18 protein-coding genes are annotated in these 21,793 nt (G+C 42.1%); all 18 read left to right on the top strand.

Annotated elements, in window-relative coordinates; genetic code table 11:
• The first annotated feature begins 5 nt into the window (after positions 1–5).
• The 18 genes from A4V03_RS20045 (at position 6) to A4V03_RS21735 (ending at position 21,680) form a co-directional block, all read left to right on the top strand.
• Positions 6–365, top strand: a complete 360-nt coding sequence (locus tag A4V03_RS20045) for an FtsL-like putative cell division protein (RefSeq protein WP_065540128.1) — start codon at positions 6–8, stop codon at positions 363–365.
• 65 nt (positions 366–430) lie between these two features.
• Positions 431–2,557: a penicillin-binding protein gene (locus A4V03_RS20040; protein ID WP_065540127.1), complete on the top strand. Its 2,127-nt coding sequence runs from the start codon at positions 431–433 to the stop codon at positions 2,555–2,557.
• 31 nt (positions 2,558–2,588) lie between these two features.
• Positions 2,589–4,037 carry a UDP-N-acetylmuramoyl-L-alanyl-D-glutamate--2,6-diaminopimelate ligase gene (locus A4V03_RS20035; RefSeq protein WP_065540126.1) on the top strand — a complete coding sequence of 483 codons (1,449 nt, stop codon included), beginning with the start codon at positions 2,589–2,591 and terminating at the stop codon, positions 4,035–4,037.
• Between the two features lie 89 nt (positions 4,038–4,126).
• Positions 4,127–5,395 (top strand): phospho-N-acetylmuramoyl-pentapeptide-transferase, encoded by a 1,269-nt coding sequence (mraY, locus tag A4V03_RS20030; protein ID WP_065540125.1) that lies wholly within the window; start codon positions 4,127–4,129, stop codon positions 5,393–5,395.
• 96 nt (positions 5,396–5,491) lie between these two features.
• Positions 5,492–6,826 carry a UDP-N-acetylmuramoyl-L-alanine--D-glutamate ligase gene (murD, locus tag A4V03_RS20025; protein WP_065540124.1) on the top strand — a complete coding sequence of 445 codons (1,335 nt, stop codon included), beginning with the start codon at positions 5,492–5,494 and terminating at the stop codon, positions 6,824–6,826.
• A 33-nt stretch (positions 6,827–6,859) separates the two neighbouring features.
• Positions 6,860–8,182 carry an FtsW/RodA/SpoVE family cell cycle protein gene (locus tag A4V03_RS20020; protein ID WP_065540123.1) on the top strand — a complete coding sequence of 441 codons (1,323 nt, stop codon included), beginning with the start codon at positions 6,860–6,862 and terminating at the stop codon, positions 8,180–8,182.
• 88 nt (positions 8,183–8,270) lie between these two features.
• Positions 8,271–9,389: an undecaprenyldiphospho-muramoylpentapeptide beta-N-acetylglucosaminyltransferase gene (murG, locus tag A4V03_RS20015; RefSeq protein WP_065540522.1), complete on the top strand. Its 1,119-nt coding sequence runs from the start codon at positions 8,271–8,273 to the stop codon at positions 9,387–9,389.
• A 39-nt stretch (positions 9,390–9,428) separates the two neighbouring features.
• Positions 9,429–10,814, top strand: coding sequence for a UDP-N-acetylmuramate--L-alanine ligase (gene murC / locus A4V03_RS20010; protein WP_065540122.1), 1,386 nt, complete (start codon positions 9,429–9,431; stop codon positions 10,812–10,814).
• 62 nt (positions 10,815–10,876) lie between these two features.
• Positions 10,877–11,614 carry a cell division protein FtsQ/DivIB gene (locus A4V03_RS20005; RefSeq protein WP_065540121.1) on the top strand — a complete coding sequence of 246 codons (738 nt, stop codon included), beginning with the start codon at positions 10,877–10,879 and terminating at the stop codon, positions 11,612–11,614.
• 113 nt (positions 11,615–11,727) lie between these two features.
• Entirely contained in the window at positions 11,728–13,191 is a 1,464-nt protein-coding gene (gene ftsA, locus A4V03_RS20000; RefSeq protein ID WP_065540120.1) for a cell division protein FtsA, read from the top strand.
• A 58-nt stretch (positions 13,192–13,249) separates the two neighbouring features.
• Positions 13,250–14,560, top strand: a complete 1,311-nt coding sequence (gene ftsZ / locus A4V03_RS19995) for a cell division protein FtsZ (protein WP_065540119.1) — start codon at positions 13,250–13,252, stop codon at positions 14,558–14,560.
• 87 nt (positions 14,561–14,647) lie between these two features.
• Positions 14,648–15,097 carry a GatB/YqeY domain-containing protein gene (locus A4V03_RS19990; protein WP_065540118.1) on the top strand — a complete coding sequence of 150 codons (450 nt, stop codon included), beginning with the start codon at positions 14,648–14,650 and terminating at the stop codon, positions 15,095–15,097.
• A gap of 643 nt (positions 15,098–15,740) precedes the next feature.
• Positions 15,741–16,892 (top strand): ISAs1 family transposase, encoded by a 1,152-nt coding sequence (locus A4V03_RS19985; protein ID WP_024988584.1) that lies wholly within the window; start codon positions 15,741–15,743, stop codon positions 16,890–16,892.
• A gap of 264 nt (positions 16,893–17,156) precedes the next feature.
• Entirely contained in the window at positions 17,157–18,851 is a 1,695-nt protein-coding gene (locus A4V03_RS19980; RefSeq protein WP_065540117.1) for a tetratricopeptide repeat protein, read from the top strand.
• 161 nt (positions 18,852–19,012) lie between these two features.
• The gene (locus A4V03_RS19975; RefSeq protein ID WP_084081188.1) at positions 19,013–20,536 is read left to right on the top strand and encodes an Ig-like domain-containing protein; all 1,524 of its coding nucleotides are present in this window, start codon (positions 19,013–19,015) and stop codon (positions 20,534–20,536) included.
• A gap of 5 nt (positions 20,537–20,541) precedes the next feature.
• Positions 20,542–21,114 carry a hypothetical protein gene (locus tag A4V03_RS19970; protein WP_120468112.1) on the top strand — a complete coding sequence of 191 codons (573 nt, stop codon included), beginning with the start codon at positions 20,542–20,544 and terminating at the stop codon, positions 21,112–21,114.
• 10 nt (positions 21,115–21,124) lie between these two features.
• Positions 21,125–21,457 carry a hypothetical protein gene (locus A4V03_RS19965; protein ID WP_065540114.1) on the top strand — a complete coding sequence of 111 codons (333 nt, stop codon included), beginning with the start codon at positions 21,125–21,127 and terminating at the stop codon, positions 21,455–21,457.
• Positions 21,458–21,500: 43 nt separating this feature from the next.
• The gene (locus A4V03_RS21735; RefSeq protein ID WP_065540113.1) at positions 21,501–21,680 is read left to right on the top strand and encodes a M12 family metallopeptidase; all 180 of its coding nucleotides are present in this window, start codon (positions 21,501–21,503) and stop codon (positions 21,678–21,680) included.
• Positions 21,681–21,793: the final 113 nt, after the last annotated feature.

Here is a 21,793-nt window from a genome sequence, read left to right as displayed (position 1 = left end):
AAGATATGGAAGAAGAAGCAGTAGTAAACAAGAAAACAGAAGAAGGCAAGAAGAAAAACCACACCTCGATGAAGAGCATTCTGGGTGGAGACATTCTAGCTACCGATTTTTTCCGTCGTCAAACGAAGTTGCTGGTACTTATCATGGTATTCATCATCTTCTACATTCACAATCGTTATGCCAGTCAACAGCAACAGATCGAGATAGACCGGTTGAAGAAAGAATTGATAGACATTAAATATGATGCACTGACGCGCAGCTCGGAACTGATGGAAAAGAGCCGCCAGTCACGCATTGAAAATTATATATCGAGTAAGGAAAGCGATTTGCAAACTTCCACCAATCCTCCTTACCTTATTAAATAAGTGGAAAGTTGAGAAGTAAGAGTTTTTAAAAGACAAATACTGTGGCAGTTAATAAAAAGAACATAATGACCCGTTACTTCTTCGTCATCCTGTTGATGGCGTTGATAGGAATAGCTATTGTTGTAAAAGCAGGCATCACCATGTTTGCCGAACGACAATATTGGCAGGATGTGGCTGATCGTTTCGTAAAAGAAAATGTGACGGTGAAACCTAATCGTGGAAACATTATTTCTTCTGATGGTAAACTGATGGCCAGTTCGCTACCCGAATACAGAATATATATGGATTTTATGTCCGGTGAGAAGGACGAAAAACGCAGACAGAAAGATCAGGCACGCCGGGATTCCATCCTCAATGCCAATATGGATTCCATCTGCATCGGACTTCACAAGATATTCCCGGACAAGAGTGCGGCTCAATTCAAAGCACACCTCAAGAAAGGACGCCAGACAAAAAGCCGTAATTATCTGATTTATCCGAAACGTATCTCCTATATACAATATAAAGAGGTAAAGAGACTGCCTGTATTTTGTTTGAACCGGTATAAAGGCGGATTCAAAGAATTAGCATACAATCAGCGCAAGAAGCCTTTCGGCTCACTGGCTGCCCGTACGCTGGGAGATGTATATGCAGATACTGCCAAAGGAGCCAGAAATGGTATTGAGCTTGCTTTCGACACCATCCTGAAAGGACGGGACGGAGTGACACACCGCAAAAAGGTAAGGAACAAATTCCTGAACATTGTCGATGTACCACCAGTTGACGGTTGCGATTTGATTACTACCATCGATGTAGGCATGCAGGATATTTGCGAAAAAGCATTGATAGACAAGCTGAAAGAACTGAACGCCAGCGTAGGTGTGGTAGTATTGATGGAGGTAGCTACCGGAGAAGTAAAAGCCATCGTCAACATGATGCAAGGCAAAGACGGCGAATATTACGAAATGCGCAACAATGCCATCAGCGATATGCTCGAGCCGGGTTCTACTTTCAAAACAGCCTCTATTATGGTGGCTCTTGAAGACGGCAAGATCACTCCGGATTATGTGGTAGACACCGGCAACGGACAGATGCCAATGTACGGACGTGTCATGAAAGACCACAACTGGCATCGTGGAGGATATGGGAAGCTGACTGTTACCGAAATTCTGGGAGTTTCGTCCAACGTCGGTACCTCTTATATTATAAATCATTTCTATGGGAGCAATCCACAGAAATTCGTAGACGGATTAAAACGGATGAGTATTGACCAACCGCTCCACCTACAGATTGCAGGAGAAGGAAAGCCGAATATCCGTGGTCCGAAAGAACGTTATTTTGCAAAGACCACTTTGCCATGGATGAGTATCGGCTACGAGACACAGGTTCCTCCAATCAATATTCTGACGTTCTACAACGGAATAGCCAATAATGGAGTCTGTGTGCGTCCGAAGTTTGTCAAAGCTGCTGTGAAAGATGGGGAAATCGTGAAAGAATATCCGACGGAAGTTATCAATCCTAAGATTTGTTCGGATAAGACTTTGGAGCAGATTCGTGAAATACTTCGGAAAGTGGTCGGTGAAGGACTTGCCAAGCCGGCAGGGAGTAAACAGTTCCATGTTTCAGGCAAAACGGGAACGGCACAGATTTCACAGGGAGCTGCCGGATACAAAACAGGAAGAACAAATTACCTGGTTAGTTTCTGCGGATATTTTCCGTCAGAGGCACCTAAATATAGCATGATTGTCTCTATCCAGAAACCGGGCTTGCCGGCTTCGGGAGGTTTGATGGCCGGTAGTGTATTCAGCAAGATTGCAGAAAGAGTGTATGCCAAAGACCTGCGGTTGCCGCTTACCCATGCGATTGACACCAATTCCGTAGTCATTCCGAATGTAAAAGCTGGAGAAATGCGCGAAGCTCAACGGGTATTGGAAGAGTTGGATATTAATATACAAGGTAAAGTAGCCGATTCGGGAAAAGAAGTGTGGGGGAATACGCACGCTGCACCGCAAGCGGTGGTTCTTGAAAGCCGGAGCAATATGCAGAACTTTGTGCCAAGTGTGATAGGAATGGGAGCGAAAGACGCTGTCTACTTGTTGGAAAGCAAAGGATTGAAAGTCAATCTGATCGGAGTGGGTAAAGTAAAAAGCCAGTCGATAGCCAACGGAACCATCGTAAAAAAGGGACAAACAGTGACGCTGACGCTAAAATAAGAAAATTAAAGATTAAAAAATAAATAGAGTGATGTTATTAAAGGAGTTACTGAAAGCGATCCAACCGGTAGAGGTAACCGGAGATTCAGACATAGAAATCACCGGAGTCAATATTGACTCCCGTCTAGTGGAAGCCGGCCAACTGTTCATGGCAATGCGTGGCACACAAGCCGACGGGCACGCCTACATACCTGCCGCCATAGCGAAAGGAGCAACCGCTATCCTTTGTGAGGATATGCCGGAAAAGCCTGTTGCGGGGATCACTTATATACAAGTAAAAGACAGTGAAGATGCAGTAGGAAAGATTGCTACTACTTTTTACGGCGACCCCACTTCCAAGATGGAATTGGTTGGTGTTACCGGAACGAACGGAAAAACAACAATCGCCACCTTATTATATAATACATTCCGTTATTTCGGATATAAGGTAGGATTGATTTCTACCGTTTGCAATTATATCGACGATGAACCGATCCCGACAGAGCATACCACACCCGATCCTATCACATTGAACCGTCTATTGGGACGAATGGCGGACGAAGGATGCAAATATGTTTTCATGGAAGTCAGTTCACACTCCATTGCACAGAAACGTATCAGCGGATTAAAGTATGCAGGAGGAATCTTTACCAATCTGACCCGCGACCATCTCGACTATCATAAAACAGTAGAGAATTATCTGAAAGCAAAGAAGAAGTTCTTTGACGATCTGCCGAAAAGCGCATTCAGCCTGACCAATCTGGACGATAAGAACGGACTGGTGATGACACAGAATACACGTTCTAAGATCTATACTTATTCATTAAGAAGCCTTTGTGACTTTAAAGGACGGGTATTGGAGTCTCATTTTGAAGGAATGTTGCTCGACTTCAACAACCATGAGTTGGCAGTTCAATTCATCGGTAAGTTCAATGCTTCCAATTTGCTGGCAGTATTCGGGGCAGCCGTTCTGTTGGGCAAGAAAGAAGAAGAGGTGCTTGTGGCACTTAGCACGCTTCATCCGGTAGCCGGACGTTTCGATGCAGTGCGTTCGCCGCAGGGAGTTACAGCAATTGTAGATTATGCACATACTCCGGATGCTCTTATTAATGTATTGAATGCCATACATGGAGTGCTTGAAGGAAAAGGCAAAGTGATTACAGTGGTGGGTGCCGGCGGCAACCGCGACAAGGGTAAACGTCCCATCATGGCAAAGGAAGCTGCCAAAGCCAGCGACCGCGTCATCATCACTTCAGACAATCCGCGCTTCGAAGAGCCGCAAGATATCATCAACGATATGCTCACCGGACTGGATGCGGAGGACATGAAGAAAACGCTAAGCATTGCCGACCGTAAAGAAGCGATTCGCACAGCTTGCATGCTGGCAGAAAAAGGAGATGTAATCCTCGTTGCCGGGAAAGGACACGAGAATTATCAGGAGATAAAAGGAGTAAAACATCATTTTGACGATAAAGAAGTACTCAAAGAAATTTTTAAATAATGAATAGATTGTGCTAATATGCCGACTGGTTCCGGTATTCATCCGGCAGAAGCGACATAGCAACACATCAATAAATTGGCAAATTATTTATGTTATACTATCTATTTGAATGGCTGCAAAAGCTCAATTTTCCAGGAGCAGGAATGTTCGGATATACTTCATTCCGTGCTTTGATGGCGGTGATCCTCGCGTTACTTATTTCAAGTATCTGGGGAGACAAGTTCATCAACCTACTCAAAAGGAAGCAAATCACAGAAACGCAGCGTGATGCTAAAACAGACCCGTTCGGTGTCAACAAAGTAGGCGTGCCGAGCATGGGAGGGGTCATTATCATCGTAGCCATCCTGATTCCTTGTCTGTTGTTAGGTAAACTGCATAATATATATATGATACTGATGTTGATAACCACCGTATGGTTGGGATCGCTCGGATTCGCAGACGACTATATCAAGATCTTTAAAAAAGACAAGGAAGGTTTGCATGGCAAGTTCAAGATTATCGGTCAGGTAGGTTTGGGATTAATTGTCGGAATGACCTTATATCTAAGCCCGGACGTAGTGATCCGTGAGAATATCGAAGTTCATAATCCGGGACAGGAGATGGAAGTGATACACGGAACCAATGACTTAAAATCGACCCAAACAACGATTCCTTTTTTCAAGAGCAACAACCTTGATTATGCCGATTTGGTTTCTTTCATGGGCGAGCATGCGCAAACAGCCGGATGGATTTTGTTCGTCATCGTTACAATCATCGTGGTTACCGCCGTATCAAACGGCGCCAACCTGAATGACGGTATGGACGGAATGGCAGCCGGGAACTCGGCCATTATCGGCGCAACGTTGGGGATATTGGCGTATGTATCGTCACATATCGAGTTTGCAAGCTATCTGAACATCATGTATATTCCAGGGTCGGAAGAACTGGTAATCTATATCTGTGCCTTCATCGGTGCGCTCATCGGTTTCTTATGGTACAACGCTTATCCGGCACAAGTATTTATGGGAGATACAGGCAGCCTCACCATTGGCGGTATCATCGCAGTGTTCGCCATCATCATCCACAAAGAGTTGCTGATACCGATTCTTTGCGGTGTATTCCTGGTAGAGAATCTGTCGGTAATCCTGCAACGGGCTTATTACAAGGCAGGAAAGCGGAAAGGTGTAAAGCAGCGTTTGTTCAAGCGCACACCGATTCACGATCATTTCCGTACCTCGATGAGCCTGATCGAGCCGGGATGTACGGTGAAATTCACCAAGCCCGACCAGCTGTTTCACGAATCAAAGATTACCGTCCGTTTCTGGATTGTAACGATTGTATTGGCGGCAATAACAATTATAACATTAAAAATAAGATAAAACATAGAGAGCATTAACCCGATTATTAACTTTTAAAAGATGTGCGCAGCTAATAGATAAATCAGTTGATTAGAAAACAAGAGCACATTATTATAGATGAAAAGAATTGTAATTTTAGGAGCCGGCGAAAGCGGCGCAGGTGCAGCCGTACTCGCAAAAGTCAAAGGATTTGAGACGTTTGTTTCGGACATGTCCGCCATCAAGGACAAGTATAAGGAACTTCTCGACAGCCATCAGATTGACTGGGAAGAAGGACACCATACCGAAGAACTCATTCTGAATGCCGACGAGGTTATCAAAAGCCCCGGTATCCCGAATGATGCTCCGATCATCCTGAAACTGAAAGCTCAAAACACACCGGTGATCTCTGAGATTGAGTTTGCCGGACGCTATACTGATGCCAAAATGATCTGTATTACAGGTTCTAACGGGAAGACTACAACAACTTCCCTCATTTATCATATTTTCAAAAGCGCAGGTCTGAACGTAGGTCTGGCAGGCAACATCGGCAAAAGTCTTGCTTTGCAGGTAGCCGAAGATTACCATGATTATTATATTATCGAACTTAGCTCTTTCCAGCTGGATAATATGTATAATTTCCGTGCGAACATCGCCGTATTGATGAACATCACTCCGGACCATCTTGATCGCTATGACCATTGTATGCAGAATTACATCGACGCTAAATTCCGCATCACCCAAAACCAAACTCCGGACGATGCCTTCATCTTTTGGAATGACGACCCGATCATCAGACAGGAACTGGCGAAACATGGTCTGAAAGCCCACCTGTATCCTTTTGCCGCTGTCAAAGAAGACGGAGCTATCGCATACGTAGAAGATCACGAAGTGAAAATCACCGAACCGATTGCCTTCAACATGGAGCAGGAAGAACTTGCCCTGACAGGACAACATAACCTATACAACTCTTTAGCTGCCGGTATCTCGGCAAACATTGCCGGTATTGCCAAAGAAAACATCCGCAAAGCCCTCTCCGACTTTAAGGGAGTAGAGCATCGGTTGGAAAAAGTGGCACGTGTCCGCGGAATTGATTTTATCAACGACTCTAAAGCAACGAATGTCAACTCCTGCTGGTATGCCCTGCAAAGCATGACTACCAAAACGGTGTTGATTCTCGGCGGTAAAGATAAAGGCAACGACTATACTGAAATTGAAGATCTGGTACGCGAAAAGTGTTCGGCACTGGTATACCTGGGACTTCACAACGAAAAGCTTCACGAATTTTTCGACCGTTTCGGCCTGCCCGTAGCAGACGTACAAACCGGAATGAAGGATGCCGTAGAAACAGCCTATAAACTGGCAAAAAAAGGTGAAACAGTATTATTAAGCCCCTGTTGTGCCTCTTTCGACCTCTTCAAGAGCTATGAAGACCGTGGCGACCAGTTTAAGGAATGTGTCCGCGCCCTGTAATTTTTTAATTTATAATTTTTAATTTCTGCAAGATTGGACTTATTAAGAAGCATATTCAAAGGCGACAAGGTAATCTGGATTATCTTCCTCTGTCTCTGCCTCATCTCGATTGTCGAGGTGTTCTCGGCAGCATCGACACTGACTTACAAAAGCGGTGACCATTGGGGACCGATTACGCAACACTCCATCATCCTGATGGTAGGTGCTGTGGTAGTAGTGTTTCTGCATAATGTGCCCTACAAATGGTTCCAGGTATTTCCGGTCTTTCTGTATCCGATTTCCTTGGTTTTATTGGCTATTGTCACGCTGATGGGTATCATTACTGGAGACCGTGTCAACGGGGCAGCCCGTTGGATGAGCTTTATGGGATTACAGTTCCAGCCTTCGGAATTGGCAAAGATGGCAGTTATCATTGCCGTTTCATTTATTCTCTCCAAAAGGCAGGATGAGGAAGGAGCCAACCCCAAAGCTTTCAAATACATCATGATCATCACCGGGCTGGTATTCCTGCTTATCGCGCCGGAAAACCTTTCGACAGCAATGCTGCTTTTCGGAGTAGTATGCATGATGATGTTTATCGGCCGGGTGTCAACAAAAAAGCTATTCGGAATGTTGGGAATATTGGCACTTGTAGGCGGTGTTGCCGTAGCTATACTGATGGTTATTCCCGCCAAAACGCTGCATAACACTCCGGGACTTCACCGTTTCGCAACATGGCAGAATCGTGTTTCCGGCTTCTTTGAGAAGGAGGAAGTGCCGGCTGCCAAATTTGATATTGACAAAGATGCACAGGTGGCACATGCACGCATTGCCATTGCTACCAGCCACGTAATCGGCAAAGGTCCGGGAAACTCGATACAACGTGACTTCCTTAGTCAGGCATTTTCCGATTTTATCTTTGCAATTGTGATTGAAGAAATGGGATTGATTGGAGGAATATTTGTAGTGTTCCTCTATCTATGGCTGCTGATGCGTGCCGGACGCATCGCCCAGAAATGCGAGCGAACCTTCCCCGCCTTTCTCGTTATGGGCATTGCGTTGCTACTGGTATCGCAAGCAATACTGAATATGATGGTTGCCGTCGGATTATTCCCCGTCACCGGTCAGCCCCTGCCTTTGATCAGTAAAGGAGGTACAAGTACGTTAATCAATTGCGCTTATATTGGAATGATATTAAGCGTAAGCCGGTATACCGCTCATCTGGAAGAACAAAAAGCGCACGATGCACAGATCCAACCGCAATTAGAGACAGATGCAGATGCAAGTTCCGAGGCACAGACTGCCGCCGAACCGACAGCACAAATTCTGAACAGCGATGCCAAGTTTGAAGATGAGCATGATATTGATAAACGGTAAGTGTTGAATGGTGAACGGTAAGTGATGAGCAGTGAACGGTAAGTGGTGAACGAAGAACGTTGAACAACGGATAGAAGAAAGGATTATGATGGAAAAAAAACTTAGAATTATTATCAGCGGTGGAGGAACAGGAGGACATATCTTTCCTGCCGTCTCTATCGCAAACGCTATAATAGAACTACGCCCCGACGCAGAAATTCTCTTTGTAGGTGCTGAAGGACGTATGGAAATGCAACGGGTTCCCGATGCAGGCTACCGGATTATCGGGCTTCCGATAGCCGGATTCGACCGCAAACGTTTATGGAAAAATGTATCGGTATTGATTAAACTGGTGCGCAGCCAGTGGAAAGCACGCAGCATTATTAAGAACTTCCGCCCGCAGGTAGCAGTAGGCGTAGGCGGATATGCAAGCGGACCGACACTAAAGACTGCCGGAATGATGGGAGTACCGACATTAATCCAGGAACAAAACTCTTATGCCGGAGTGACCAATAAACTTCTGGCACAGAAAGCAAAGGTGATCTGTGTAGCTTACGATGGAATGGAAAAGTTCTTCCCTGCCGACAAGATTATCATGACAGGAAATCCTGTCCGCCAAAACCTGACAAAGGATATGCCATCTAAAGAAGAAGCATTGCGCGCTTTCAACTTACAACCCGGCAAAAAGACGATTCTGATTGTAGGCGGCAGCCTGGGTGCACGTACCATCAACAATACGCTGACAGCCGGACTGGCAACCATCAAAGAAAACACAGACGTGCAATTCATCTGGCAAACGGGCAAATACTATTACCCGCAAGTGAAAGAAGCCGTGAAAGCCGCAGGTACACTTCCAAACTTATATGTAACGGATTTCATCAAAGATATGGCAGCCGCATACGCAGCAGCCGATCTTGTGATTTCCCGTGCGGGAGCTGGTTCCATTTCAGAGTTCTGCCTGCTACATAAACCTGTTATTTTAGTGCCTTCGCCCAACGTGGCAGAAGATCACCAAACAAAGAATGCTTTAGCATTGGTGAACAAACAGGCAGCTATCTACGTCAAAGACAGTGAAGCGGAAACAACCCTGATGGCTGTAGCATTATCCGTCGTCAATGACGAACAGAAACTGAAAGAACTGACAGAGAATATCGCCAAGCTGGCTTTGCCCGATTCTGCGAGAATCATCGCACAGGAGGTTATCAAGCTGGCGGAAGCAAAGAACTGACAAACAACGTAATCCGTACTAAAATAAAAAACAGAAGAAATGAATATAGAAACGATAAAATCAGTCTATTTCGTAGGTGCCGGCGGCATCGGTATGAGTGCACTTGTACGCTACTTCCTCTTCAAAGGCAAGGTAGTGGCGGGATACGACCGTACCCCTACTCCATTGACTGAAACCCTGATTGCCGAAGGCGCACAAATACATTATGAAGAAAACGTCGACCTCATTCCCGAAGCCTGCAAAGACAAGGAAAGCACGTTAGTCATATACACGCCCGCCGTTCCGCAGGAACATGAAGAAATCGTTTATTTCCGCAACAACGGATTCGAAATACAGAAACGCGCCCAAGTATTGGGAACAATTACCCATTCGAGCAAAGGTCTGTGCGTGGCAGGCACTCACGGTAAAACAACCACATCGACGATGACAGCCCATCTGCTCCAACAGTCGCACGTGGAATGTACCGCTTTTCTCGGAGGAATCTCGAAGAACTACGGCACCAACCTGTTGCTCTCTCAATCAAGCCCTTACACGGTGATTGAAGCAGATGAGTTCGACCGTTCTTTCCACTGGCTGTCGCCCTATATGACCGTTATTACATCTACCGACCCCGACCACTTGGACATCTACGGCACAGAACAAGCCTACCTGGAAAGTTTCGAGCATTATACCACGCTTATCCAACCGGGTGGCGCACTGATTATCCGCAAAGGTATCTCCCTGCAACCGAAAGTGCAGCCGGGCGTTCGTGTCTATACTTACTCACGCGACGAAGGCGACTTCCATGCAGAAAACATCCGCATCGGAAACGGAGAGATATTCATCGACTTTGTTGCCCCGGACACCCGTATCGACGACATTCAACTGGGAGTTCCGGTTAGCATCAACATAGAAAACGGCGTAGCCGCCATGGCATTGGCACACCTGAACGGGGTGACCGATGAAGAAATAAAAAGAGGCATGGCAAGTTTCCGCGGAGTAGACCGCCGGTTCGACTTCAAGATCAAGAACGACCGTATCGTCTTCTTGAGTGACTATGCCCATCACCCCTCTGAAATCAAACAGAGCGTGTTGTCTATGCGCGAACTTTATAAGGACAAGAAAATCACAGCCATCTTCCAGCCGCATCTCTATACACGCACCCGCGACTTCTATCAAGATTTTGCCGATAGCCTGTCGCTACTCGACGAAGTGATTCTGGCAGACATCTATCCGGCACGTGAAGCACCGATTCCGGGCGTCACCAGCAAACTGATTTATGATCATCTCCGTCCGGGCATTGAAAAAAGTATGTGCAAAAAGGAAGATATACTGAACATTCTGAAAGATAAAAACATTGAAGTATTAATCACTTTAGGAGCCGGAGACATTGACAACTATGTCCCTGCAATAAAGGAACTATTAGAAAAGAAGATCAATAAATAATAATCCGGCAAGCTGTCCGAAACAGTGCAGCCATTTTAATTATTAATCTTTAAGTTTAAATTATGACTAAAAGAATCCTTCTATCCATTGTCATGCTGGTGCTTATAGCCTACCTCGCCGTAGCTATCACCGCATTCAACCGCAAGCCTGCCAACCAGACCTGCCGTGACATGGAATTAGTTATCAAGGATACTGCCTACGCCGGCTTCATCACCAAAAAAGAGCTGAAAGGTATCCTTCAACACAAAGGGATCTATCCCATCGGGAAGAAGATGGAGCGCATCTCTACCAAGTCACTGGAACGGGAACTAAGCAAACATCCGTTGATTGACGAAGCCGAGTGTTACAAAACACCCAGCGGCAAAGTATGCATGGAGGTGACACAACGTATCCCTATTCTTCGGGTGATGAGCTCCAACGGTCAGAATTACTACCTCGACAACAAAGGAAACATCATGCCACCGGATGCAAAATGCATCGCCCACCGGGTAATTGTCACCGGAAACGTAGAAAAGTCGTTTGCAATGAAGGATTTACATAAGTTTGGTGTATTTTTGCATAATAATAAATTCTGGGACGCCCAGATAGAACAGATTCACGTGTTGCCCGACCATAACATCGAATTGGTGCCGCGTGTGGGAGACCATCTCGTCTATCTCGGAAAACTGGAAAACTTTGAAGAAAAACTGGCACGTTTGAAGGAGTTCTACAAGAAAGGGCTCAACCGGGTAGGCTGGAACAAATATTCGCGTATCAACCTCGAATTCAACAACCAGATTATCTGCACCAAACGAGAATAGATAATAAATGATTGTTGATAATAGATAGTTAATAACTGACAGTTGACAGACGAAGAGTGAACAATCTTTTTTCAATCGTAAATTGTAAATCGTAAAATCGTAAATAAATATATATGGCAACAACAGAATTTATCGCCGCTATTGAACTTGGTTCATCGAAGATAACCGGTGTGGCCGGAAGAAAGAACAGTGACGGGAGCATGCAGGTATTAGCGTATGCCCAGGAAGACTCTTCTACGTTTATCCGTAAAGGAGTTATTTTCAATCTGGACAAAACAGCGCAAAGCCTGACCTCGATCATCAACAGACTGGAAGGTGAGTTGAAAAACTCAATTGCCAAGGTATATGTAGGCATCGGCGGACAATCACTCCGCACAGTTCGCAACGTAGTAAGCCGCGACCTGGAGGAAGAAGCCATCATATCCGAAGAACTTGTAAGCGCTATCGGTGATGAGAACATTGCCATCCCGGTGGTTGATATGGATATACTGGACGTAGCTCCGCAAGAATACAAGGTGGGCAATAATCTGCAAGCCAATCCGGTAGGTCTGGTAGGAAGCCACATCGAGGGACGTTTCCTCAACATCGTTGCCCGTGCTTCCGTACGCAAGAATCTGGAGCACTGCTTCCAGCAGGCTAAAATCGACATCGCCGACCAGCTGATCACCCCGCTAGTAACAGCCAATGCCGTACTGACAGAAAGCGAACGCCGTTCGGGCTGCGCACTGATCGACTTTGGAGCAGACACGACTACCATCTCTGTATATAAGAATAACATTCTCCGCTTCCTCACCGTATTACCTTTGGGAGGCAACAGCATCACGCGCGACATCACCACCCTGCAAATGGAGGAGGAAGAAGCCGAACGCCTGAAAAAAGCCTACGGTGACACCCTCTACGAAGAAGACCCCGAACAAGAGAAAGAAGCTACCTGCAAACTGGAAGATGACAACCGTATCATCAAAGTGGCAGATCTTAATAATATCATCGAAGCCCGTGCCGAAGAAATCGTTACCAACGTATGGAACCAGATTCAGCTATCCGGCTACGAAGACAAACTGCTGGCAGGACTTATCCTGACAGGAGGAGCCGCCAACCTGAAGAACTTGGACGAAACCTTGCGCAAACGCAGCAAGATAGAAAAGATACGGATGGCGAAACTTCCACGCAATACGGTACATGCCCCCAGCAATATACTAAGAAAAGACGGTTCACAGAACGCATTGTTCGGTCTCCTGTTTGAAGGAAACCAAAACTGTTGCCTGACTGAGACCGCCCCGCAAGTTGCCCCTGCGCCGCCAGTCGCCAAACCGAATCCAGAAGTGCATACCCCGGATATATTCGAGAACGACCACGACCTGAAGGAACAGGAACGCCTCGCCCGTATTAAGAAAGAGGAAGAGGCGCGTAAAGCCAAGTTAGCTGCCGAAGAAGCGGAAAGGATCCGAAAGCAAGAAAAGGAAGATCGAAAACGGAAAAAAGAAGCAGAGCCCAGTTGGTTTAAACTCAGAGTAAAGAAAACCATTGAAGAAATGACCAATATCTTCAGCGAAGATGATAATGACAAAATGAGTTAATTTCTTCGCTAAACACAGTGTGCAATTTGTAAATAATAACTAGTAATCAGTATATGATATGGACGAGATAGTACAATTCGATTTCCCGACAGATTCACCGAAGATCATCAAAGTGATTGGTGTAGGCGGTGGTGGTGGCAATGCTGTAAACCACATGTACCGGGAAGGTATCCATGATGTAACGTTCGTTCTTTGTAACACGGACAACCAGGCATTGGCCGAATCACCTGTCCCGGTGAAACTGCAACTGGGCCGTAGCATCACGCAAGGGCTTGGAGCCGGCAACCGTCCCGAACGGGCACGCGACGCCGCCGAAGAAAGTATAGAAGATATCAAGGCACAACTGAACGACGGAACCAAGATGGTATTCATCACCGCCGGAATGGGAGGAGGAACCGGCACAGGAGCTGCACCGGTCATTGCCCGCATTGCGAAGGAAATGGATATTCTGACTGTCGGTATCGTCACCATCCCTTTTATCTTCGAAGGAGAAAAGAAAATCATCCAGGCACTGGACGGCGTCGAACGTATCGCCCAGCATGTTGATGCCCTACTGGTGATCAATAACGAACGCCTGCGCGAAATATATGCCGACCTTACCTTTATGAATGCCTTCGGCAAAGCCGATGACACTCTTTCCATCGCTGCCAAGAGTATTGCCGAGATTATCACCATGCGTGGTACGGTCAACCTCGACTTTGCCGATGTGAAAACCATCCTGAAAGATGGCGGAGTAGCAATCATGAGTACCGGATTCGGCGAAGGAGAAAACCGTGTGACGAAAGCAATCGACGATGCCCTGCATTCTCCGCTGCTCAACAACAACGATATTTTCAATGCCAAGAAAGTGATGCTGAACGTTTCTTTCTGTCCGTCATCCGAACTGATGATGGAGGAAATGAACGAGATACACGAGTTCATGAGCAAATTCCGCGAAGGAGTGGAAGTGATCTGGGGTGTTGCCATCGACAACTCATTGGATACCAAAGTAAAGATCACCGTATTGGCAACCGGATTCGGTGTAGAAGACGTCCCCGGAATGGACAGCCTGCACGCTGCACGCAGCCAGGAAGAGGAAGAACGCCAACTGCAACTGGAAGAAGAGAAAGAGAAGAACAAAGAACGTATCCGCAAGGCATACGGCGAAAGCGCCAGCAACATCGGAAGCAAGAGCCTCCGCAAACGCCGCCACATCTATCTTTTCAACACGGAAGATTTGGACAACGACGATATCATCGCCATGGTAGAAGATTCTCCTACGTACATGCGCGATAAGACAACCCTTACCAAAATACGGACGAAAGCCGCACTGGAAGAGGAAGTGACAACGGAAGAAGCTACGGATAATAACGGTGTGATTACATTCTAAAACAAAGAGCTTAAGAACGAAAATTATAGACCCGCAGCATCTGGTTTCAAATCTAATTTTCAAGCTTTAATTTTTAATTATAATAGTATGGATTTATTCGAACAAGTCAACGAAGACATTAAAAACGCAATGAAGGCGAAAGATAAAGTAGCCCTCGAAACTTTGAGAAATATAAAGAAGTTCTTCCTCGAAGCTAAAACAGCTCCGGGAGCTAACGATACACTGACAGACGATGCCGCTTTGAAGATTATCCAAAAACTTGTAAAACAAGGAAAAGATTCTGCTGAAATCTATATCGGACAGGGTCGTCAGGATTTGGCTGACGTAGAATTGGGTCAGGTAGCCGTTATGGAAAAATACCTGCCGAAACAGATGACTGCGGAAGAACTGGAAGCAGCTTTGAAGGAAATTATCGCAGAGACAGGTGCTACGAGCGGTAAAGATATGGGCAAGGTCATGGGAGTTGCCTCCAAGAAGCTGGCAGGACTTGCAGAAGGACGTGCCATCTCCGCAAAAGTAAAAGAACTTTTGGGATAACACCTCCGGAACTTATACAGAAGAATTTAGTGTCCGATTTTATCTTGCGTCTTACACTAATCTGATTTTATCTATTTGATTAACAGCAACATTAACTCATGCAAGATACTGTTGCAGATGTGTGAAAGATATGCTATCTTACACACATCTGCAACTTTTCTTTAAAAACAGTATTCACCTCCTTCACCACTCCGCAACACCGATGAATAAAGGGATTGCGGGTGAAGGACTGTCTTTCACACGGGTTTCACCCGATTCACTATACCTTTCTGCCGAATTTTTGATTAACAGACCGGCTCCAATCTATTAAGGATAAACTTATTCTCTATTACTGCCAAACTTCTTTTTCTCTAATAGAAAAGATGACTAACATTAAAGATAATCTCTAAATGAAGCTTTTGTTTTTATAAATGAAAGCTTTGTTTATAAAAACAAAAGCTTCATTTATATAATTGCAAGTTGCAATTATAGATTGCAATTAATGAAACAGGGCAGACGCATTATATTTTGTCTATCAATTAGTCAACTATTATCTATATTTCATTTTTATTATTTGTCTTATTATTAATCTATTAATATTTTGTATATTAATTATTTATTTGTATTTTTGTTGTATTGAATTTAAACAAAAATAAACCCTAAAATGAGCTTAATTAGTCTTTGTAAACAACTTGAAGATCCTCGTATTGACCGAAAAAAAGAACACTCTTTGGAAGTCATCGTTTATATAGCCTTGTGTGCTGTAATCTGTGGAAGTGAAAGCTGGAATGAAATAGAACGGTTCGGTATTTGTAAGTTTGACTTCTTTAAACGTCGTTTTCCTGATTTAGTAAAGATCCCAAGTCATGACACTTTCAATCGTTTTTTCAGTTTACTCAAACCCGGTTATTTTGAATTGGTCTTTCGTGATTGGGTATCTGAGCTTTGTGGTAAGTATGAAGGGGTTGTTGCTATAGACGGTAAAATGCTTCGTGGAGCAAGTAAGTGCAGCAAAGACAATCCCTTTGGCAAAAAAGGATTCAAGCTTCATATGGTTAGTGCCTGGGCTGTTTCCAATGGAATCAGTATGGGTCAGGTAAAAGTAGATGATAAAAGCAATGAAATCACCGCTATTCCTTCTCTTATAAAATCTCTGGATTTGCAGGATTGCATAGTGACAATTGATGCTATTGCATGCCAAACAGATATTGCCGAAGTAATAATAGAAAATAATGCAGACTATATTCTGGCATTAAAGGCCAATCAAAAAAACAGGTTAATGGATGTGGAACGATGGCTAGACGAGATGGATGGTGTTGATATTGATCGGCCGGTATACCGTTCACACTATGGAAAATATGTCACAGAGGAGGTTTCTCATGGGAGAATTGAGACTCGTGAATGTCTGGTTTATAGCCCGGGAAAGATTATGGAATCAATGCTGAAAGATAAATTTGAGGGGGTCAAGTCCATCGTAAGAATTAGTACCGAAAGACTGGAGGTAGCCACTAAAAAACTTTCCGTAGAAAAAAGATATTACATTACTTCACTAGGGCTAAAACCGAAAGAAATTTCAGAGGCTATAAGATCGCATTGGGATATAGAAAACAGGCTACATTGGCAGTTAGACGTATCGTTTAGAGAAGACGCAGGAAGGAAAGTAGGTAATGCTGCGCAAAATTTTTCTTTAATTAATAAGATAGCCCTTTATATCATCAAACAAGATGAAACAAAGGGCAGTGTAGCAGCCAAAAGAAAAAACGCAGGATGGAATGATGAATATTTGTTCAAACTATTAAATAAGATAAAAATATAATGCGTTTGCCCTGATTAATGAAAAACAAGTTTAGAATGATAGTAAAGGAATTTAGGTATTAATAAAAAGAAACTTTTCTCACTATAAACAAGAAAGAGACTATTAATAGCTGAAAAACAATCAAATTATATCACATGAGTTTAATACGTATGATATGGACAATACTAACTATTATTTTCCAAACAGAAATAATCTCCCAGTAAAAGAATATAATATAGAAAATAAATGATTACTTTTACAACGAAACTAAACTACGAAAGATAAATGAGAAAGAGTATTGCCATAATTATAACATCTATATTAGCACTATCAGGATGCAACAAACAACAATCCGTATCTGACAGGCTACTAAATGAGGTAGAAAAGACCATTGCCATCAATCCTGACAGTGCATCCAACCTACTAAAAGGCATATCATGTCCTGAAAAACTAGACGATAAAACCTTTGCACGCTGGTGTATGCTATCCGGGAAAGTTACAGATAAAATATTCAATGACCTTTTACCTACTTATCAGTTTGAAAGGGCTTATGACTGGTATTCGTCACACGGCACTCCCGATGAACAAGCGCAAATCTTAATTTATCTCGGTCGTTCCTATTTTGCTGATGGAGATTATGATAAAGCAATGTCTATTTATACCAACGCCTTAGATATTGCTGAAAAACATAAGCTCAATAATCTCACCGGATATACCTATAGCTATATAGGCGATTTATATAGGGAAAAATTCATGTTTACAGAAGCCATTAAAAGATATGAGACTGCCGCCGAATGCTTCAAAAAAGAAAACAATATTGATAGTTATGCCTGTGCTTTAAGGGACGTAGGACGTGAATATGCATGCATAGACTCGTTATCACGCGCTTTAAAAATTCTAACTATAGCTGATTCTGTAGCACGTAATACTAAAAATACAGAAGTAACCGCATCAATAAATAATACTCTAGGAAACATCTATGCAATGCAGAATAAATACGATGAAGCTGAAGAATACTTTCTCAAAGCATTGGCAGGAAGAGAAACAATGCCCGATTATATGGCACTGATAGACTTATATATCGCATCGGGGGCTATTAACAAAGCAAAAGAGCTACTATCCAAAATACCACAAGATAATCCAAAGTATACATACAGCATTAAATATTTATACTACCAAATCTATAATGAAGAAAAGAATTATAAAGAAGCTCTTACTAATCTGAAAGAATACGTCGAAATAACTGATTCAATCATATATGCTGATAACCAATCTAAGATATTGAACATAGAGTCCAAATATAATCATTTAAAAATCAGCAAAGAAATAGATAGATTAAAGATTAAACAGCAAAGCTACATTATAGTTTTAGTTATATGTATTGGAATACTATTACTAATAATAATAGGATATCTACTATATCGAAAGAAAGTAAAAGAGGAAATCCAAAGACAACAAGAAGAGTTGAACCGAATAAAGGCAGATTTGCTTTATGTTTCCTTAAAACTGGAAAAGAAAAAAAGATTATTAGATACATTCAAAGAGAAAAATGAAAACTATAATAAAATGCAGGAAGAAATAAGTATCCTAACCACCAACTATAAACAATTGCAAAGTAAAATTCTAGAGAATTCACCTTTACATAAAGAACTAATACATCTAGCCAACCAAAATAAGCCTAGAAATAACAAGCCATTAATAACAGAAAAACATTGGAAACTTATTGCAGATGAAATAACACATATCTACCCAAATCTTCATAAATATATATACAGTCTATGCCCAGCTTTATCAGAACAAGATTTTCTATATTGCTGTTTATATATATCAGGGTTTGACACTAACACAGAAGCAAAGTTACTAAACATTACAGTTGACTCAGTAAGAAAAAAAAGACTCAGACTTAGACAAAAACTGAATATAATATTACCAGATAATAATGCTACATTATATGAGTATTTAATTGAAAACATGCACTAATATCCTCTTTTCAGGAAGAAATAATCAGCAGCATAAAAGGATGTCCACGCAAAACATCATAAACGTCTGATTATCAAGCGCCATTTGTCCACACTGAAAAAATTCTTTTATTTGCATTCCCTCTCATTTCTCCATAAATTTGCAAAAAAACAATTAAAGATATGAGAAAACTAAGCATTTTACTATTATTAATTGGCATTCCATTCATGATAATAGAAGCCAATAGTCTATCAACACAAAGAACTAAAATTATAAGATGGTTGACTAGCCCTGTTTTAGCATGGGGATTAAACGATATATGGGTTGGGCTTCTAAACCTTGTTCCGGGAAAAACGACAATTAAAGGTTTGGTAGAAATAAATCCGGGAATTTCATTAGGTGGAAAAGTTACCGATATTCATTTGAGATATATCAAGAAGTGTTTATGGCTAGTCGATGTAAGACATACCATATTCTCTTATGCAGCCCACATGAATAGCAATTTGCTTTATGATACTTATCCTAGTTCATACTACGATTTAGCAAAAGCCCAACAGAAAATAGAAGGAAACCAAGAGGACGGCATCCCTATTGTAGGTAAATATGACTATAATGTATCAATGTGGAATTCAATTCCGTTTATACCAACATCCAGTGCTTTATGCGTTGGACATGGACAGCAGAATCCGACTCCCAATATGTTCCTCCAAAGTCCTGACATCGACAACAGCCCTTTTGGCGCAAATATATACAAGTTTGCAGGTCTGTCAAGTAAACACATTGATTTACCTCCACTAGTACTTGAATGGCTCAACGCCCAATTAGACTTTGGTATAATAGGACCTAAACAGGGTTTTAACGGTTCTCGATATATTGTAAACAGCAAGAATATATATAATATCGAGTGGAGTACAAATAATCCGGACATAGCAACAATAGATCAAAGCGGGATTCTTACAGTAACCGGCAATGGTATTGTACGTATCACTGCCAAAGGAGGAAACTCATTAGAATCCAGCATCGAAGTCATGGTGGGTACTCCGAGATTTGTCTTGGAAGATGCAATTAGAAAGCCTGGATCTTACGAAATAAAATCAAAATGTATTGATTCGCAATATGCAGAATTCTTGAATAAATACAAGAATGTTCTGCTGTACAAATGGGGAATTAAAACAAACGACCAACCGTTAGTCTGGTTTACATCCGAATCACCGGAACTTCACATAAGTACTCTGGAAGATAATGACAACACAACTGTTTATTTAAAAATCATAGATTCCGAAGGTAATGAGAGTGCTCCGCTATTTGTTAGAATTTCCGGACAAGATATTTATGATTTAACTTATAAGACATTAGTCTTTAATAAAGACGGGCGTTTGTTTAATGACAAAGGCATAGAGTTATTTTATGATTTTGTGACCATGCCTTTAAAATATAGAGACGAGACTTATGATGAGTTCTCTAATGCTGAATGGAGTCCTGTTGCCGCAATTGTCATAAATGATGAGAATGTGCCGAGAGGAATTCCGTGGAAAAGAAAAGGGTATATACGTGACATAATACCACCATCTGAAAAAGAACGCATTCTTTCATCTCCAGACGGGAAGGTTATGATTTACAAATTGCAGCTTCTTAACTTCGATGGTGAAATCGTACAACAAACACCTTTTACAATAATGTATAAGTCTAACTATCCTAATAATTAAAAGATATGAAATACATAAACCAAATTATCTGCTCAATAATTATTACATCTGCCTCTATCTTATTATACGGATGCAAAAAAGATGGAGCTTTGCGATTTTGGCATAAGTTTGAATGCACTATTAACAATATTCCATATTTCGATAACCCGGAGGTATTTCTGCCGTGGCAGAGTTATACGCCCAATATGGATTATTACTCAAATTACGACGGGAGCAGTCAATTAATTTTTCATTCGTCTTTAGTACCTAAAGATGATACAAAAGAATGGCCCCAATATGATGTCAGATGCACTATCTGGAATTTTACACCAGATATGATTAACAAAAAACTTACATTTTCCATTCCTCCAGAAACAGAAGATATATTCCTACATAGGACATCTTATTTAGAAATTACAAATATGCAAACTTGGAACACCTGTTTTGGCGAGGGGTATATGATAATATCTTCTTATGATGAAACGCAGAATGAGATGTTCGGCAAACTAAGAGCTGAAACAAAAGACATCGGTGATAATGCATGCAAGCCATTAATTTTAGAAGGAAACTTCCAAGTTATAGTAGAAAAACACCAATAAATTCATTATTATGAAAAAAATAACTCAAACATTAATGTTTATCATATTGATTGCGTCATGCGCAGACAATGATATCTTGCCAGACAAACCGTTTAATGGCAATGCAGCGGAAGTCGATTCAACTAAAACCGTTGGTGAACTCCCGGAAGATAGTTTAAATATAAAATATATGATGCAAACAAATTCAGATTTGATTATATCAGATAGAATCATCTATAAAAACTCAATTTATGTTTTGGATTTATCACTTGAAGAAGCAAAGCAATTATCAATATCTGATAAAATGTATCAGAAGTATGTTGAAATTGTCTCAAACATGAACAAGGATAATAAAGAACACTAACAAATATCATTCTCTATATTATCAACATTTAAATTTTATAGATATGAAAAACAATTTTAACAATTATAAGATTGACGGCGTTGTAGGATTTATCAAACATGCATTATGTAATGTCGCAGGTATGTATAATGAGCAACAAAGATATGACCGGGATACTTATATCAACGTTTATACAAATAATATCCAACCAGCTAATAGATTTCATTTCGACAAGATTACTTAAAATTATTATGCACGCGGCTCATTTGACTGGAACTCGATTACTTTAGCCGGCTCTTATGATTTTAGCAACAATGGAGCTAAGACCATTACAGATAAAAGCAACAATGAACTTCC

The organism is Bacteroides caecimuris (assembly GCF_001688725.2).
GTDB classification, from domain to species: domain Bacteria; phylum Bacteroidota; class Bacteroidia; order Bacteroidales; family Bacteroidaceae; genus Bacteroides; species Bacteroides caecimuris.
The sequence above is the reverse complement of the archived record's forward strand: the minus strand, read 5'-3'. Positions and strand labels throughout refer to the sequence as shown.